At 60.6% G+C, this 17414-nt stretch carries 15 protein-coding genes; 7 read left to right on the forward strand and 8 right to left on the reverse strand.

Annotation, left to right across the window (positions count from 1 at the left end):
• Positions 1-81: 81 nt before the first annotated feature.
• The 8 genes from AS189_RS16125 to AS189_RS16160 all read right to left on the reverse strand — a co-directional run bounded on the left by AS189_RS16125 (position 82) and on the right by AS189_RS16160 (position 8080).
• Complete coding sequence (locus AS189_RS16125) at positions 82-786, reverse strand: ABC transporter ATP-binding protein (RefSeq protein WP_337589229.1); 705 nt, start codon at positions 784-786, stop codon at positions 82-84.
• A 5-nt stretch (positions 787-791) separates the two neighbouring features.
• Complete coding sequence (locus AS189_RS16130) at positions 792-1601, reverse strand: ABC transporter ATP-binding protein (RefSeq protein ID WP_062291135.1); 810 nt, start codon at positions 1599-1601, stop codon at positions 792-794.
• A complete protein-coding gene (locus AS189_RS16135) occupies positions 1598-2749 on the reverse strand; it encodes a branched-chain amino acid ABC transporter permease (protein ID WP_082634374.1) in 1152 nt (383 codons plus the stop codon). The genes AS189_RS16130 and AS189_RS16135 overlap by 4 nt, the downstream gene beginning before the upstream one ends.
• On the reverse strand, positions 2750-3643 hold the full coding sequence (locus AS189_RS16140) for a branched-chain amino acid ABC transporter permease (protein WP_062291137.1): 894 nt from the start codon (positions 3641-3643) through the stop codon (positions 2750-2752).
• Positions 3644-3729: 86 nt separating this feature from the next.
• The gene (locus AS189_RS16145; protein WP_062291138.1) at positions 3730-4899 is read right to left on the reverse strand and encodes a branched-chain amino acid ABC transporter substrate-binding protein; all 1170 of its coding nucleotides are present in this window, start codon (positions 4897-4899) and stop codon (positions 3730-3732) included.
• Positions 4900-5276: 377 nt separating this feature from the next.
• Entirely contained in the window at positions 5277-6356 is a 1080-nt protein-coding gene (locus AS189_RS16150) for an adenylate/guanylate cyclase domain-containing protein (RefSeq protein ID WP_062291141.1), read from the reverse strand.
• Positions 6340-6939, reverse strand: coding sequence for a PH domain-containing protein (locus AS189_RS16155; protein ID WP_237760080.1), 600 nt, complete (start codon positions 6937-6939; stop codon positions 6340-6342). The genes AS189_RS16150 and AS189_RS16155 overlap by 17 nt, the downstream gene beginning before the upstream one ends.
• The gene (locus tag AS189_RS16160; RefSeq protein ID WP_062291145.1) at positions 6932-8080 is read right to left on the reverse strand and encodes a biotin--[acetyl-CoA-carboxylase] ligase; all 1149 of its coding nucleotides are present in this window, start codon (positions 8078-8080) and stop codon (positions 6932-6934) included. Before AS189_RS16160 ends, AS189_RS16155 begins: the two co-directional genes overlap by 8 nt.
• A 455-nt stretch (positions 8081-8535) precedes the next feature.
• Between AS189_RS16160 and AS189_RS16165 the strand changes: the two genes are divergently transcribed.
• From AS189_RS16165 to AS189_RS16195, 7 genes are all read left to right on the forward strand, one after another.
• On the forward strand, positions 8536-10698 hold the full coding sequence (locus tag AS189_RS16165) for an HNH endonuclease signature motif containing protein (protein ID WP_062291147.1): 2163 nt from the start codon (positions 8536-8538) through the stop codon (positions 10696-10698).
• Between the two features lie 213 nt (positions 10699-10911).
• Entirely contained in the window at positions 10912-12495 is a 1584-nt protein-coding gene (locus AS189_RS16170) for an acyl-CoA carboxylase subunit beta (RefSeq protein ID WP_062291150.1), read from the forward strand.
• Positions 12492-12728 (forward strand): acyl-CoA carboxylase subunit epsilon, encoded by a 237-nt coding sequence (locus AS189_RS16175; protein WP_237759897.1) that lies wholly within the window; start codon positions 12492-12494, stop codon positions 12726-12728. The genes AS189_RS16170 and AS189_RS16175 overlap by 4 nt, the downstream gene beginning before the upstream one ends.
• A 68-nt stretch (positions 12729-12796) precedes the next feature.
• Entirely contained in the window at positions 12797-14512 is a 1716-nt protein-coding gene (locus tag AS189_RS16180; RefSeq protein ID WP_062293887.1) for a DUF885 domain-containing protein, read from the forward strand.
• A gap of 103 nt (positions 14513-14615) precedes the next feature.
• A complete protein-coding gene (locus AS189_RS16185) occupies positions 14616-16064 on the forward strand; it encodes a dicarboxylate/amino acid:cation symporter (RefSeq protein ID WP_062291153.1) in 1449 nt (482 codons plus the stop codon).
• Between the two features lie 176 nt (positions 16065-16240).
• Positions 16241-16636: a YbjQ family protein gene (locus tag AS189_RS16190; protein ID WP_193393490.1), complete on the forward strand. Its 396-nt coding sequence runs from the start codon at positions 16241-16243 to the stop codon at positions 16634-16636.
• Between the two features lie 120 nt (positions 16637-16756).
• Positions 16757-17404 (forward strand): TetR/AcrR family transcriptional regulator, encoded by a 648-nt coding sequence (locus tag AS189_RS16195; RefSeq protein WP_062291156.1) that lies wholly within the window; start codon positions 16757-16759, stop codon positions 17402-17404.
• Positions 17405-17414: the final 10 nt, after the last annotated feature.

Raw genomic sequence — 17414 nt, forward strand, 5'->3', positions numbered from 1 at the left:
TAAAACCCAAGAACCATTCAGTACAATATGACATGACACAAGGGGCGCGTCAATTCTGGACAGCAGCACCGCAGCACCCGTCTAGGCGCCCAGATAGGCCTCCACAATCCTGGAATCGGCCAGCAGCTCGGGCCCCGTCCCTGTCAGGGTCGTGACGCCGCTCTCAATGACGTAGCCGCGGCTGGTGATTTTCAGGGCGGCCCGCGCGTTTTGTTCCACCAGCAACACTGTGGTGCCGTTCGCGTTAACTTCCTTGATCACCTGCATGACCTGGGCAACAATGAGCGGCGCCAACCCCATGGAGGGCTCGTCCAGCATGAGCATCTTGGGCCCGGCGATCAGCGCCCTCCCAATGGCCAGCATCTGCTGCTCACCGCCGGAGAGTGTGCCGCCCTGCTGATTGCGGCGCTCGGCCAAGAGCGGCAGCAGCTCCAAAACATCGGCAATGCGTTTTTGCACGGTACCCCGGTCCTTGACCAGATAGCCGCCCAATTGGAGGTTCTCCATCACGGAGAGGGTGGAGAAGATGCGCCGACCTTCCGGTACATGGATCAGCCCAGCCGCGACCACCTCCCACGGCTTGGCCTTCGTGATGTCCTGCCCCGCGAAACTGATCCTGCCAGCGTGCGGTTTCACAATGGCCGACGCCGTGGACAACGTTGTGGTCTTCCCCGCGCCATTGTTGCCCAGCAGCGAGACAATCTCCCCCTCCTCGACCCGGACCGTGATCCCGCGCAGGGCCTGGATCTTGCCGTAGAAAACTTCCACGTTCTCAAATTCGAGCATGGCCATCAGGACTCACCCTCTTCCTTGTGCGCCGCAGCGCCAGGCTCCGGTTCGTCTTCCTTGCCCAAGTACGCTTCAATCACGGCCGGGTTCTTTTTCACTTCGGCCGGGGTGCCGTCAGCAATTTCCTTGCCGAAGTTCATGACCACAACCCGTTCGCTGACCTCCATGACCACGCTCATATCGTGCTCAATGAGTACGACGGCGGCACCTAAGTCCCTGATCTTGCGGCACAGTTCCAGCAACTCACGTTTTTCGGAATGGTTGAGGCCAGCACCCGGCTCATCCAGGAGGACCAACTTGGCCTTGCGGGCCATGGCACGTGCCATCTCCACCTGCCGCTGTTGGCCGTAGGCCAAGTTGCGCACGGGGATGCCGCGCCCGCCCTTGTAGCCCACAAAGTCCAGCCAGCGGTGCGCCTCAGCCGTGAAGTACTCCTCACTCTTGCGGTATCTGGGCGTGTGAAAGAGCGCGTCCAGGGCGTTTTGGCCGCCGTAGAGGTGCATCCCGCCGCGGACGTTATCCAGCACAGTCAGGTCTGGAAAGAGCCGCAGGTTTTGGAAGGTGCGGGTCACCCCGGTGGCGGCAATGACGGCGGGGCGTTTGCCCGTGATGTCCTTCCCATCAACCTTCACGTGGCCGCTCACAGGCTTGTAAAAGCCCGTGATGCAGTTGAAGGCGCTGGTCTTGCCGGCGCCGTTGGGTCCGATGACGGAGACAATTTCCCCGGCGTCGGCGCTAAAGCTCAGTCCGTTGACGGCCTTCACGCCACCAAAGGCGATTTGCAAGTCAGTGACTTCCAAGAGCGGGCTCATGCGTTCTCTCCTCTCTCTTGGCTGGAGGTTTCCCGGCCGAAACTTTCCTGGCCGGAGGTGGTTACCTTCTTGTGTTCCCTCCGGGAGCGTTTCCTGCCGTGCGCACCTGGTCCGGAGCCGCCGTCGTCCATGTCAGGCCCGTGCTTGTTAGGTTCACCCTTTTCGGGTTCATAAGCCCGGGCGGGCCAGAAGCCCTGAGGCCGCAGCACCATGACAGCTATCAGCACCACGCCGAAGATCACGTACCGCAGGTTGCCCATGTCGCGCAGGAATTCCGGCAGCAGCGAGATGACCACGGCTCCCACCACCACGCCGCGGGTGTTGCCCATGCCGCCAAGTACAACGGCCATGAGCACCAGCGCCGATTGCAGGAACACGAAGCTTTGCGGGGAAATCGCGGAGAGGTGTGCGGCGAAGAGCATGCCGCCCATGCCGCCCCACATAGCGCCGAAGATGTAGGCCGCCAACTTGACCTTGTAGGTGTGGATGCCCATGGCCTCGGCGGCGTCCTCGTCCTCCCGGACAAAGCGCCAGGCGCGGCCAAGCCGCGATTTACCCAGCCGCGCTGAGCCCAGCACCAGCAAACTCACTACAACAACGCAGAAGAAGTAAAACATCACGGGGCTGGAGAGGTCTAGGCCAAACAGCTCAACGCCGGGGATGCCATAAATACCGGAAGGCCCGCCGGTGATGGTCAGGTTGTTGGCTGTGAGACGGATGATTTCACCGAATCCCAGCGTCACGATGGCCAGATAGTCACTGCGCAGACGCAGGGTGGGTGCGCCAATGATCAGTCCGGCAAGGACCGTCATGAGTAGCACGGCCGGGATGGTGAACAGGATGGGCAGCTCCCACGCCTTGGACACAATGCCAGCGGTATACGCACCCACCGCCATGAAGGCAATGTAACCAAGGTCCAGCAAGCCGCAGTAGCCCACCACAATGTTCAGCCCGGAGGCCAACAAAATGAAGATGACAGCCGTCGTGGCAATGTTCATCGCGTAATTGTTGGCGACCAGGAAGGGGAAGATCACTGCTATGGCAAACCCCGCCCAGCCCAGCTGCTTGCTTTCAAAGAGCCGCGAGACAACGCTGGCCGGTTTGCCGATTAGGCGCGGGGCGGTGGAGCTGTCAATGTTTTCGCTCATTTAGACACGCTCCGTCACTCGTTCGCCGAGCAGGCCGGTGGGTTTCAAGGTCAGGAAGGCGATCAGCACCGCGAAGGTGAACACATCGCGCCATTCCCCGCCCAGCCACTGGGACCCAAACGCTTCCAGCAGGCCCAGGAGCAAACCGCCTAGCATGGCGCCCTTGATGTTGCCGATGCCGCCAATCACTGCGGCGGTAAAGGCCTTGAGCCCAATAATGAAGCCCATCAGGAAATCGATCTTGCCGTAGTAGGCGCCAGCCATGACCCCGGCGGCACCTGCCAGCGCAGAGCCAATGAAGAACGTCCACGTGATGACTTTGTTGACGTTGATTCCCATGAGCAGCGAACCCTTGGGATCCAGGGCAATGGCGCGCATTGCACGGCCCATGGAGGTGCGTTGAATGTAGGAGTTCAGGCTCAGCATGAGCAACACGGCGATCACCATGAGCACAATTTGTGGGGCCGATACCCGCGCGCCGAGGACATCGAAGGTCTGGCCCTGAAGCCGGACCGGGAACACTCGTGGGTTGGGGCCGGCGATGGCGCTGACCCCGTATTCGAGGGTGAAGGAGGCGCCGACGGCGGTAATGAGGACCGCGAGCCGCGGCGAGCCACGCAGCGGCCGGTAGGCGAGACGCTCAATGCCCACACCAATGCCGCCCGAGATGATCATGGTCAGCAAGAGCACTATGAGAAGGGCTGTGATGGACATTGAAGCCGGGATGATGCCGACGGAGCTGAGCATCGCATAACCAATGAATGCGCCCAGCATGTAAAGGTCACCGTGGGCGAAGTTGAGGAGTTTGATAATGCCGTAGACCATGGAATAGCCAAGGGCAATCAGTGCATAGAATGAGCCGACGAAGAGGCCATTCCAAACGAGCTGTGTCATGGGACCTGCCTTGATTCAAGGATGGCAGCCGGGGCAGGCATCATCGTCGACGCCCGCCCCGACCAGTGTGGTGTTCCCTTGGCGGGTTAGCTCAGATCGTCATGCAGGGTGAACTTGCCATCCTTGACCACGAGGATCTGGAATCCGCCACTGCTCAGCGTGTGTTCCGGTGTGAACTTCAGCGGTCCGGAGAACAGTTCGAAGCCGTCGATGGCGTTCAAAGCGGCGATAATCTTGTCCCCATCGGTACTGCCAGCCTTGGTGATGGCCTCAGCAGCGAGCCGGACGGCGTCATAGGACTGGGTCGAGTAAGGTCCCGGGGCCGAGCCAAACTTCTTCGTGTAATCGGCGATCCACGTCTCAGCACCCTTGATGGTATCGGGGGTCTGGGTCATGGTGGCGAAGACGCCCTCAGCATTGGTACCGCCGGCAATCTCAATCAATGAGGCGTCAACGCTGCCATCTGCGACCATGATCTTGCCCTTGAAGCCAGCAGCCTTGAGCTGGTTGATGATCAGGCCACCCTCCTGGTAGTAACCGGTCCAGTAGACCATGTCCGGGTTGGCGCCTGTGATGTCGTGGACCACTGACGAATAGTCGCTTTCACCGGCTGTGACCGAGGTGGCCAGCGCTACCTTAATGCCGCCTGCCGCTTCCAAATCCTTCTTGGTCTGGGACGCAATGTCCTTGGAGTAGCTGGTGTTGTCATCAACAAGGGCCACCGACTTCACGCCGTCCTTAGCCATGAACTTCACCGCTGCCGCCGACTGCTGGGCTCCGGTGCCGTTGATCAGGAACACATTGGGCAGCTTCTGGTTGACCAGTTCCTGAGAGTTGGCGGCCGGGATGATCATTGGGATGTTTGCCTTGGCGAAGATGGGCAACGTTGGCAAGGTGGCCCCGGAACAATAACCGCCCACTGAGACCACGGCTCCGTTGGAGACTGCCTTGTTGGCAGCGGCTGCAGCCTGGGTGGGATCACAGGCCTCGTCCTCCGGATCAAACTGCAGCTGGCGGCCAAGCACCCCGCCCTTGGCATTGATCTCATCGATCGCCATTTGCATGCCGTTCTTCATGTACGTACCAGTAGGTGCGCTGGAGCCAGAGAGCGGAATGACCGCAGCAATTTTGATGGGGCCGGAATCGCCTGAGGCATTCCCATCTCCGCCGCTGAGTATTCCGCCACAGCCGGTTGTTGCCATGAGCGCTGCGGCCACGGCACCTACGGCCAAAACCTTGGGAATTCGAAGTTTCATTGCCTACATCTCCTTTGACGTGACAACGCGGCCGAGTTCTTCGGGATACCCCGTTCGCTTGGCCTACGTAATCTAGATCACACTTCGCTTATCAGTAAAATATGACATGTCACGATTTCGAGTGTCAACAGATTCTTCGTCGTCGAGATGCAAATGAGACACAACACCCACAGGCCTACGCTGGGGGAACGCTCACCCCAGGCGCACCTCGGTGAGGGGAGGCTGGAAGCCGGGACCCGGCGTCGTGCGTGGCAGTGCGGCACGCCCGGAAACACGCAGGGAAAGTGGCAACGGCACGGGCACAGGCGCCGGCAACGGAACACGGTCGCAATAACTGAGCCCACGCCCAGCAATGCCAGCAGCGAACTGGCGGTGCGTTAGTCGACGACGAGGCCCTGGCCCGTGCCGCGCCCCAGCAGAACCGGCGCAATCTCACCGAATCCACGGACATTTTCCACGGGGAGCTGAGTCAGGATAAAGCGGTCGTCGCCGGACAGCGCCGAGGCCGTGACCGAGTCAATCAGGACGGTTCCGGGTTGCGCCAACGAGGTCAGGCGGGCGGCCAGATTCACGGTGGGACCGTAAATATCGCCCAGTCGGGAAAGTACGCGTCCCCAAACCATGGCCACACGGGCTTCGGGAAGGAAATCGTCGGCCGCCATGGCCTCGGCTAGCGCCAGAGAAATCTGGGCACCAGCCACAGGCGTTTCGCAGTTGAACAACACTTCATCGCCAATGGTCTTCACCAGGCGGCCACCACCGACGCTAATGATCTCAGCGCAAATGTTTTCAAAGCGCTGAACCAGCCGAGCCAGGGTCTTCTCATTCATGCGCCGGGACAAGGAGGTGTAGCTGACCAGGTCGGCAAAACCCACGGCGCGGGCCAGGGGCAGCGGCGCGTCGTCCTCGTCGCCGTCGCGCCCTAATTCACTGGAGGCCAAGCCTTCCTGGGCGCGCACGGCAAGACGCTGGATGCCGGCGTTGAGCTGACGTCGGTAGGAATACACCAACAGCTCTTCCAGGGGCGAAATCAAGTTAGGCAGCTCGGAAACAACGGCGCGGCGAGCCTCGGCGTCGCTGACACCATGTTCCACGACGAGGTCTTCCACCAAGGCCTCGATTTGCCAGACAGCCATACGGTCCGTCATCTGGCCGATGGAACGGGTGACGGATATGGCGGTTTCTTCGGTCAGTAGACCCTCACGCACCATGGTGACCACGATTTGCAGCGCCTCTTGGTCACGCGCAGTGAACGCCACGTCTTCGTCCCCCAAGTTAGGGAAACCCATGGCGCGCCAAATTTTGCGGGCAGACAGCAATGAAACGCCAACTCCGGCGGCTACATCACGGCGCTTCATGGTCCGTTCGCCGCCCAAAAGCTGCGTTTCCAATGCCTTGGTTTGATTGTGCGAGGCAGGCGTTAACGATGGCTCGGGTGGATCAGTGGTCTCTTCCAAGCTTGCGCAGCTCCTTCTCGCTCATACCTACGGTCCAAGAGTAGTCCCGTTCTTGGGGAGTTTGCTGCATGGACGCTCGGAACTCCGTAGCCCAAAATTGTTGGGCATCTTTATTAAACTCGGTCCAGTGCGGTATTTCACGCACCGTTACTACTGTGTCCGGGTGGGCGATCAGTTGTAAATCACCAGAACCCACCATTCGCTGGCGCCAACTCTGGACGGCGCGTACCTCCTGCATGTGGGCCAGGACGTGTATTTGCAGCTTCCTGCTGAGCAACCCGTGACGTACCAGCAGGCGCTGGTTGGTGAGCGTGTATTTGGTCCCAGTCCACCGCCAGATACGTCTAATCGGATAGATCAGCAGCAGTAAACACACCGCCACCACCACAATCACCACCAGCGGTTGGCGCCATGGCCCCGCAGCAGGAGCCCACTGTGCAAACGGCAAGGGCTGAAGTTTCGCCAACGCCGCCGATCCCAGCATGATGAGCACCAGGCCAACAGAAATGGGTCCCACCAACGTTCGCGAATGCGGATGGCAGCGAATCTCCACTTGTTCGTGCTCGAGCATCAACTTATGCATAGCCAAGGGCACCATCCGGGCCAGTCCTGCGCAGGTGCACTACGTCGCCGGCGCTGACCGTATGTTCGGTGCCGGCGGCATCGCGCAACAGCAGACTGCCGTCACTATTCAAGTCCACGGCCGTGCCGAAGAGCAGGGCGCCGCCGGGTAATTCTGCCCGCACTTGCTGACCCAACGTGCTCATGAGGTTTCGGGCCAGATCCACAGCGCTGGCACCACCTTGCAAAGGGGCCTGCGCATCCCCACCCACATCGACAAACGCCTGGTACAGCCTGGCAAAATTGTTAAGGTAGCCCGGCAACAACACATTTCTATCCAGCCCTGACCCGTGAACCCCCTCAATTAACAATGAGGTGGCCCTGTCCGTTGGCAGCTCAGTTTGCTCTGCGCTGACATTGACCCCCACGCCAACCACGACGCCGATTCCCGACTGTGTGCGCTCCCCCACCATTCCGGTGGTTGCTGAGGCGTGTTCCGCTGAGGTGTGGGCTGCTGAGGTCTGTCCCGCTGAGGGATGGTTCGCAGTCTGACCTGCGGAGGCGGGCACCTGTGGTCTGGTCATCTGGGACGTGGGCACCTGTGGCGCGGGAGCCATCGGCATGGGTACCACTTGGGCGAGGATCCCCGCCAGCTTCCTGCCGTTGACCACTACATCATTGGGCCACTTGAGCGTGGCCGGGACGCCAGTGAGAGTGCGCAGCGCCTGGCAGAGTGCCACTCCGGCCAGAATGGACAGCCATCCGTAGCCCGTGGCAGCAAAAGTAGTGCCCGTCGGGTTGGCTGCGCTTGTGGCTCGCTGCTCCCCCGGCCACACCAAGACGCTGGAAATCATTGCAGCTCCAGCAGGAACTTCCCACGCCCGCCCAAGCCGACCTTTGCCAGCAGGTTGAGCATCGGCAATCAAGACGCTCAGGGACGGAAAGTATTGCTTGAGGTCGGCAGCACCGGCGGCCAAATCAGTGTTGGTCGACCCGGCTGAGTCCACCACATCAACGCGCCCAAAGTCTCCCCGCGGATGCATCAGCTCTGACTTCAAGCGGGCAGGGTTAAGTTTGATAGGGGCAGAGTTGAGAGCTGCCGCTGGCAGCTGGTGGGGTCGGGTCTGACCGTTCTGGTCAGGGTTTGTTGCGGCGCCGTTCATAGTACTAATCCTATCCGGCGCTGAGACTGACAAATCCTGCCTAGGGTTGAGATTCCAGCCCAAAAACGGGCGCTCATTCCTCCACAGGGAATGCCAGGTTGCAGTTGTCCCCACAGGGGCTTCTACGGCCCTTAAATGTCAGTACCTTCTCATAAAATAGAGCTATGGACACAACGGCGGGGATGCCGGTTGAATCGGCTCCCCATTCAGGGGTTTTGCGGGTTGGTGATCATGTACACCAACTCCTCAATCTTGTTCGGGCTTTGTGCTCAACGGGCCCCCCTGCACCGTCTCCAAACTCGTCCCAATCTTCTGTGCCCTCACCATCGGATAGCCGCGTTGACGTTGGCGTTGATCTCGGCTCCCTCTCTGACGTGGAGTTTGCGCAGTGGTCTCAAGACGTAGAGCGTTTGATGTGCGTCGCACAGGCATTGAGCGTCCAAAACGCTGGGGAAATGGATCTGCGTGTCACGGCCGGACGCTATGCCGAGACCGGTGCTCGTGGGACCGTCGACGTACTCGTGCAGTCCCTGCAACTAAGCTCCAGTGAAGCTCACCGCAGAATCGCCCTGGCCAAACAAGTCCTGCCTGTGGTTGACACCATCACAGGCGCTGTAGCCCCTACCGCTCATCAGATCCTGGCAGAGGCCTTCTTCAATGGATCGCTCTCCCTAGAACGCGCCGAGAGCGTTTCTCACTTTCTCAAAGAAGCCGGCCGGCTCGCCAGCAATGGCCGCATCAGCGAAGAGAAATCCGTCGAAGTCGAAGAAGCCCTGGTTGCCACCGGTCAACTTCAAGGCCCTGATTTCATCAGGTCAGTGGGAAACCAGATCATGAGCCATCTAGACCCCGACGGGAACAAACCCAGCGAGTCGGATTTACTTGCACGGCAAGGCTTGTTCTTCCGCAAGCCCCGCCGGGGGCTAGTTTCCATCTACGGAGCCTGCACCGTAGAACAATACGAACAGCTCATGGCGGTGATCAGCTTCGCTACCAACCCCAATAAACACACCAACATCGACACCCTTGCCACACCAGAGGACGGCGTCAACGGCAGCGCCGGTGCAGGTCATCAGGCTGGCACCAGCACGGCAAGCGATACCCACACGGGCTCCGATACAACTACGGGGTTCAGCGGAGAATCAGGCAATTCAGGCAATTCAGAATGTGCCGGGCAAGAATCGCTGCTAGACCAACTCCACGACATCTCCGACCTCTTCACCAACACCACCACCACCAGCACGGATCCACCCTCCAGCAGGGAATCCCGAACCCCAGATACAGCACAGTCAGGCCCACTACATCAGGGACCACCACCACAGCCACCTGAGGTGCAGCAGCAAGCTGCGCCGCCATCGCCCGAGCCTGATCCCTATTCAGATCCTGAGCCAACGCCGGAACCTGAGCCAGATGCAGAGACGGCTACGGAGACACAGACAGCGCCAGATCCTGAGCCAGAGCCAGCACGACCGATTCCTCCACCACTCATCAACGGGTGGCGACGCCGAATCGAACCCTGGGAAATCCCGCCTCGTCCGCCGCAAGCTCCCGAAAACGCGCTGCCGCCTGTCTACGACGGAGACACCTGGTTCTGGTTCGGCCCCACACCACCAGGTACACCCGCGTTTGCACCCCAGCCCATGCCCAAGCCCAAGCCCACGGCCACGGCCACGGCCACGGCCACGGAAAGTGAACCTCGAGGCGAACCCGGAGTCCATCCGGGAGCACCCTCACCGCCACCCTCTCCAGAACCGCCGCCAGAGCAGAACTATGGCTTCGGCCCCGAGTGGGATAGCACCCCACTCACCAACACCAGGGGCAACAGTAGCTACAGCGGGACAAGTTCCAGTGCCAGCGCCAGTGATTCACTCAACAGCCATGATGACTGTGACGGCGCCCCTGAAGACGACACCGACAAGCCTTGGCCGCATTCCGTCTACGGGGTAGACGTCTCAGCACCCGGCGATAACGAAACTTTGCCCGGTCTTGACCCGATTGACCCGTTCAGCAGTGACCCGGCCGTGAAAGACACCCGCACCAACGGGCAAAAACTCCTTGAAGGGCTGATCTCCTGCGTGAAACTCGCAGCTCGCACCGGAAAGCTCCCCCTCAACGGCGGACTGAAAACCCAACTCATCATCAGCTGCACGGAGGAAGACCTTCGCCGTGCCGACGGTCTCGGCACTGCCTACACCACCTATAGCGGCCCCATGCCGCTAAGCCTGTTCAGCCAGTCTCTGTGCGATCCCGAAATCACCAAAATCACTTACCGTAACGGACAAGAAATCATCAATGCTGGCCGCAGCCAACGCCTCTTCACACCCGCTCAGCGCAAACTCCTCTTCGCTAGAGACCTCGGCTGTGCCTTCCCTGACTGCAGGGCGGCCGCCACATGGTGTGAAGCCCATCATGTAATCCCTTGGCAAGAAGGCGGAGAAACCAACCTCAACAACGCCGCCTTACTCTGCGGAGCCCACCACACCCTCATCCACCACAGTCAATGGCAAGCAAACATCATCGACGGCACTCCTTGGTTCACACCACCGTGGACGCTTGACCCCACCCAAAGAAAACGCCGCAACAACTACCACCACGGCCTCCAGAAGAACCACCGCTGATACCACCGGTGAGCCAATGCGGAACCGCCACTGAGCCCATACCCGGTCAAAAAGTGGGAACTGGGACAAAACGCCAGATACTTTTCGGCCGACTTTGTAGGGTTCCTACACATGCAGGGCTCCATATCGTTATTAGACTGTCAGTAGAGTTTGACCTTTTGTGCGGTTCCTATGAAGGCCTGCAAGTATCCACACTATTGATCCGGAGTATCAATGAGCCACGATCTATCGACGACAGCAGGCAAAATTGCCGATTTCCGCGACAGGATGGCTCAGGCCGAAAAGCCCTCCGGTGAGGCCGCCGTTGAGAAGCAACACGCAAAGGGCCGCAACACGGCCCGCGAACGCATCGATCTGCTGGTAGACCCCGATTCCTTCGTGGAGTTTGACGCCCTGGCCGTACACCGCTCCACAGCCTTTGGCATGGAGAAGAAGAAGCCTTTGGGTGACGGCGTGGTCTCCGGCTACGGAAACGTGGATGGCCGCCTTGTCGCGATCTACAGCCAGGACTTCAGCGTCTACGGCGGCTCCCTCAGCCAGGTCAACGGCGAAAAGATCGTCAAGGTTCAGGAATTCGCACTGCGCAACGGTTGCCCTGTTGTCGGCATCAACGACGGCGGCGGTGCCCGCATCCAGGAGGGCGTGGCCTCGCTGGCCATGTTTGCCGATATCTTCCGCAACAACGTCCACGCCTCCGGCGTCGTGCCGCAAATCTCGCTCATCATGGGTCCGTGCGCCGGCGGCGCTGCTTACTCCCCCGCCCTGACGGACTACGTGGTCATGGTGGACAAATCCAGCCACATGTTTATCACCGGACCCGACGTCATCAAAACCGTCACGGGCGAAGACGTGGACATGGAAACCTTGGGTGGCGCCCGCCAGCACAACACCACCACGGGAACGTCCACGTACCTGGCCACGGATGAGGCTGACGCCATTGAGTTTGTCCGCGAACTGCTTGACTTCCTCCCATCCAACAACCTCGCCGAGGCGCCCGTCACCGAGCATGAGCAGGAATTAGAGCTCGACGACGCCGATCTCGCCTTGGACGCGTTGATCCCGGATTCGGCAAACCAGCCGTACAACATGCGTGCAGTCATCGAGCAGATCCTGGATGACGGCCACTTCTTGGAGATGCAGGCCCTGTACGCTCCCAACATCATGATCGGCTACGGCCGCATCGAGGGCCACACGGTGGGCATTGTCGCCAACCAGCCCATGCAGTTTGCCGGCACTTTGGACATCAACGCGTCCGAAAAGGCTGCCCGTTTTGTCCGCAATTGCGATGCCTTCAACATCCCCATCATCACGCTGGTCGACGTCCCCGGCTTCCTGCCCGGTAAGGATCAGGAATTCCAGGGCATCATCCGCCGCGGCGCCAAGCTCCTCTACGCTTACGCCGAAGCAACCGTGCCGAAGCTGACGGTCATCACCCGTAAGGCTTACGGCGGAGCGTACATCGTAATGGGGTCCAAGAAGCTCGGCGCTGATTTGAACCTCGCCTGGCCCACCGCCCAGATCGGCGTCATGGGAGCTCAGGGTGCCGTGAACATCTTGTACCGCCGCGACCTTGCCTCCGTTGAGGCCGACGGCGGAGACGTCGAGGCCCGCCGTGCCGAGATTGTGCGCGACTACGAGGACGAACTCCTCAACCCGTATCAGGCTGCACAACTGGGTTATGTGGACGCCGTCATCGCACCGGCCGACACCCGCATCCAGCTCATCAAGGGTCTGCGAGCACTGCGCGACAAGCGTGCCAGCCTGCCTGCCAAGAAGCATGGAAACATCCCGCTGTGACAGCCATCCAGGAAACTCCGGCAGCCGGGTCTGAGAACGCGCCGCTGCTCAACGTGACCCGCGGCAATCCCACTGCGGAAGAGCTGGCTGCCGTGACCGCCGTCGTCCTTGCTCTGCAAGCCGGCGAGGACAGTGAAGGCAAAGCGGCCCCCACTCGGCACTGGGCCAGGAGGGTGCAATTGAATCTGCCGCCCAAACCAGGCACGGGTTCCTGGCGCCGCTCGGTCAGGTAGGGCCTCGGTCAGATAGAGCCTCAGCCGGATAAGTGCAGCGGCGAGTGCGGGCAGGTAGGCTCATGGGCATGACTCTGCCCGCGCAGCCCGCCGCCCGCCCCACCACAGCCATTGACCAGACCGCCAACCGTTACACGGCGCGGCTGCTGGAACTGGACCCGGGATTTGCCACCGAGCTGGGACATCCGGGCCGCGAGAGTGAATATCGTGATCATTCCCCCGCTGGCTTGGAAGCGTTGGCCGATGCGGCCCGCACCGCCTTGGCGGAGCTGGCCGCGCTGGAACCCGCTGACGAGGTGGATGCGGTAACCCTGCACGCCATGCGGGAACGTCTGGGCCTTGACCTGGAACTCCATGCGACAGGCTGGCCGCTGGCCGATTTGAACAATATTGCCTCGCCAGCACAAGGCATTCGCGCCATTTTCGACCTCATGCCCACCGCGACCATCCCCGATTGGGAGCATATTTCGGGCCGCCTGGCCAATGTGCCGGCCGCCGTTGACGGCTACATCGACTCACTGCGCGCCGGCGCCACCCGGGGACTGATCGCCGCACGTCGGCAGGTCTCCACCGTGATCGACCAGTGTGAACGGCATGCTGGAGCCGACGGTTTCTTCACCACTCTGGCGGCCAATGCCACCTTGGATCATTCCCCTGAAGCGGACGACGCCGGCACTTCCCTCCCAGCCGCTCTCACCGAAGCGCTGGCCACGAATGCAGAGCTGGCCCGTGCAGCCTACGGGCTGCTGGCCTCGTTCCTGCGGGACGAGCTACTCCCCGCCGCGCCCACGCAGGACGCCGTCGGTGCGGAACGCTATGCGCTCGCGTCGCGGGAGTTCCTGGGCTCCGCCGTCGATCTAGCCGAAACCTATGCGTGGGGCATTGCCGAACTTGACCGGATCATCGCCGAACAGGAAGCCGTGGCGCAGGCCATCAAGCCCGGCGCCACCATCGCCGAAGCCAAAGCCCTTCTCAACGCCGATCCGGCCCGCCAATTGCAGGGTACCGGAGAGCTGGTGGAGTGGATGCAACAGCTCTCCAACGCTGCTGTTGCCGACCTTGCAGGGACACAATTTGAGATTCCTTTCCTCATGCGTACCCTAGAGTGCCGCATTGCACCCACCCAGGATGGCGGCATCTATTACACCGGCCCATCGGAGGATTTTTCGCGACCCGGCCGCATGTGGTGGTCGGTGCCCGAGGGCGAGGATTCCTTTACCACCTGGGCCGAGACCACAACGGTCTACCACGAAGGCGTGCCGGGCCACCACCTGCAGGTAGCCACAGCCACCTACCAGTCGGCACTGCTGAATGACTGGCGCCGCAACGTCTGCTGGGTGTCCGGTCATGGCGAAGGTTGGGCGCTTTATGCTGAACGGCTCATGGATGATCTGGGCTACCTGTCCGACCCGGGCGACAAAATGGGCATGCTGGATGGCCAGCGCATGCGCGCGGCCCGTGTGGTCTTTGACATTGGTGTGCATCTGGAACTGCCCGTCCCGGAACGGTGGGGATCCGGAACATGGACCGCGGAGAAGGGCCTGGAATTCCTGCGCGCCAATCTGGACATCTCCGAGGGCCAGCTGGACTTTGAATTTAACCGCTATCTAGGCTGGCCGGGTCAGGCACCGTCATACAAAATTGGTCAGCGTCTCTGGGAGGACATCCGTGATGCCCGTGCCGCCCGCGATGGGGAGGCATTCTCGCTTCGGGACTTCCACACGCAGGCACTCAACTTGGGCTCTGTGGGGCTTGACACATTGCAGGCCGCGCTCCTGGGCTAAGCTCCCGTGAGCGCCGGGGTGCGCGTAATAATTCCCGATTTGGCGCGTAATATAAGGAAACACAAATTTCCGGGTGTTATTGTGCCGCGTTTACCTTTGAGCAATGACTTCAACAGCAACCGCTCCCCCAGTGTCGAGGCTGCCCAAGTGGGCTGGCTCCTTCGGTATTCAAATCATCATTGCCCTGATTGTCGGTCTGGGGCTTGGATTGCTCGCCCGCCAGCTTGGCGGCGACCCCGAGACTGATCCCAACGGCCTGGTGACAACGCTGAGCACCATTGGTTCCAGCTACGTCTCGATCCTCAAGGCAGCTGTTGTTCCCCTGATCTTCACGGCTGTTGTTTCCTCCATTGCGAACCTCCGTCAGGTCACGAACGCTGCTCGTCTCGCCTGGAACACACTGCTGTGGTTCGCCATCACTTCATTGATCGCTGTGACGATCGGTATCTTCTTGGGTGTGCTGTTCCAGCCCGGCGCAGGCACCGGCACGGAGACGCCCGCTGAGTACACGGGCAAATCAGGCGACTGGTGGTCCTTCCTGGTTGGCTTGTTCCCCTCCAACTTCCTAGGCTTGAGCGCTTCCACCAAGGCCGCTGAATCCGGCGCCCTGACAACGAGCGTCAGCTTCAACGTGCTGCAGATCCTGGTTATTGCCATTGTTGTTGGCATTGCCGCGCTCAAGGTTGGCAAGGCCGCCGAGCCCTTCCTGAAGCTCAATAGTTCAGCCCTCGCCGTGATCCAGAAGGTGCTGTGGTGGATCATCCGCTTGGCCCCGATTGGTACCGTGGGCCTGATCGGCAACGCCGTGGCCAGCTACGGCTGGACCACTATGGGCTCGCTGCTCAAGTTCACCGTTGCCATTTACGTTGGCCTGGCTCTCGTCATGTTTGTTGTCTACCCGGTTCTGGTCAGGACTCACGGGCTGTCCATCAAGCAGTACTTCTCCGGTGTTTGGCCGGCCGTACAGCTGGGCTTCGTGTCCCGCTCCTCGATCGGCACCCTGCCGCTGACCCAGCGCGTCACCGAACGCAACCTGGGCGTACCCCGCGCCTACGCATCCTTCGCGGTGCCGCTGGGTGCCACCACCAAGATGGACGGTTGCGCTGCAATTTACCCGGCCATCGCAGCCATCTTTGTGGCCCAGTTCTTCGGTATCCAGCTGGATCTGGGACAGTACTTGCTCATCGTCCTGGTCTCCGTTCTGGGCTCGGCCGCCACGGCCGGAACCACCGGCGCCGTTGTGATGCTGACCTTGACCTTGTCAACGCTGGGACTCCCGCTGGCCGGCGTCGGACTTCTTCTGGCAGTTGACCCGATTGTGGACATGGGCCGCACCGCCTTGAACGTGGCCGGTCAGGCACTGGTTCCCACCATTGTCTCGAAGCGCCAGGGCATCCTGAACGAGGAACTCTACAATGCTCCGCGCAACGGCAACCCCTTCGCCGACGATTCCGACGATTCCGACGATAACCTGGCCGATCTGACTGCCAGCGGCGCCGAGGACACCGGTGCAGGAGATATTGACCCGAAGCGGGAACCGGCCAACGCCTAAGTTTCCGCAAGCAACGGCTGCTGCTTTCTAAGATCCCGTCAGGGCATGGTCCAAAGACCATTGCCCTGACGGGATCTTTGTCTTGCTCACCAGCTTCCCCTAAGAGAAACCGCCCAGTGACGCACAGTAGGATGCCTTAAGTTACAAGTTTCCGGAAGTGAATTTAAGGACTATCAATGATCATCGTCACCACCAACGATCTGCCGGGCTACAAGATTGACGCCGTCTTCGGCGAGGTCATGGGCCTCACCGTGCGCTCTCGCCACGTCGGCGCACAGTTCACCGCCAGCTTCCGTTCATTGGGCGGCGGCGAGCTGCCCGAGATGACCAAGGCCCTGTACGAAAGCCGCCAGGAAGTGGTGGCACGCATGGTAACCGAGGCCCAGCAAAAGGGTGCCAACGCCATCATTGCCACCCGCTTCGACACCTCCGAAATGGGCGGAACATGGACCGAGGTCTGCGTGTATGGCACCGCCGTCTTCGCAATCCCCTCGGCGAAGGCCAGCCCGGAGCCACCGGTCAGTCAATCTACCTCACACAAAACCCTCAGCGCTAAGGATCTAATGCGCTAGACACCGTCTCGGGCTTGCTTCACGCAGCGCGGGCGCCAGGAATCGCAAGCCTGGCGCTCCGCACATTAAGCCCCGCACATTAACTTGCACATCGTGCAAACTTGCACTTAGTGTAGTCATGTGAGTATTTCCGCGACTACACCGTCCCAACAGCCCTCCTCGCACCCGTCCCAGGAACCGCCATCCCGGCGGGAACTGAACAAGGTGGCCACTCGAGAAGCCATTGCTGCTGCCGCACTGACCTTCCTGCGCAACCAGGGCCTGAACTCGTTCACGGTCGACGACGTTGCTGCCGCCGCGGGAGTTTCCCGGCGAACCTTCTTCAACTACTTCTCTTCCGTTGAAGCCGCAGTAACCAGCTACACCCAGCGTTATTTAGACACGGTCATCGCCGAGTTCATTGCCCGTCCTGCCGATGAGTCCATTCTTCAATCGGCGCAGGCGGCACTGTCCGCCGTTGGCGACACCAGTGATCTGGCAATTCTGGCTGAGACGTTCTCGCTCACCCAAGATCCACACTTGGGTCGCTTTCAGCTGCAGGCATGGGATGAATGCACCATAAAAATTGTCAATGTAGCCCGTGAGCGGCTACCGGCCGACACCTCGGAGCTCTATATTTTGGCGCTGGTGGGTGCCATTGTGGGCAGTTGCCGGGCCGCAGTCCAAATTTGGTATCAGGAATGCGGTTCCGATACTTCGGAGCCATCGCTGGCAAAATTGCGCCAGCATCTGGACACCACGATTTCCCTCCTTCGCAACGGTTTTTAGTTTTCCTACC

This window comes from Arthrobacter alpinus (assembly GCF_001445575.1).
GTDB classification, from domain to species: domain Bacteria; phylum Actinomycetota; class Actinomycetes; order Actinomycetales; family Micrococcaceae; genus Specibacter; species Specibacter alpinus_C.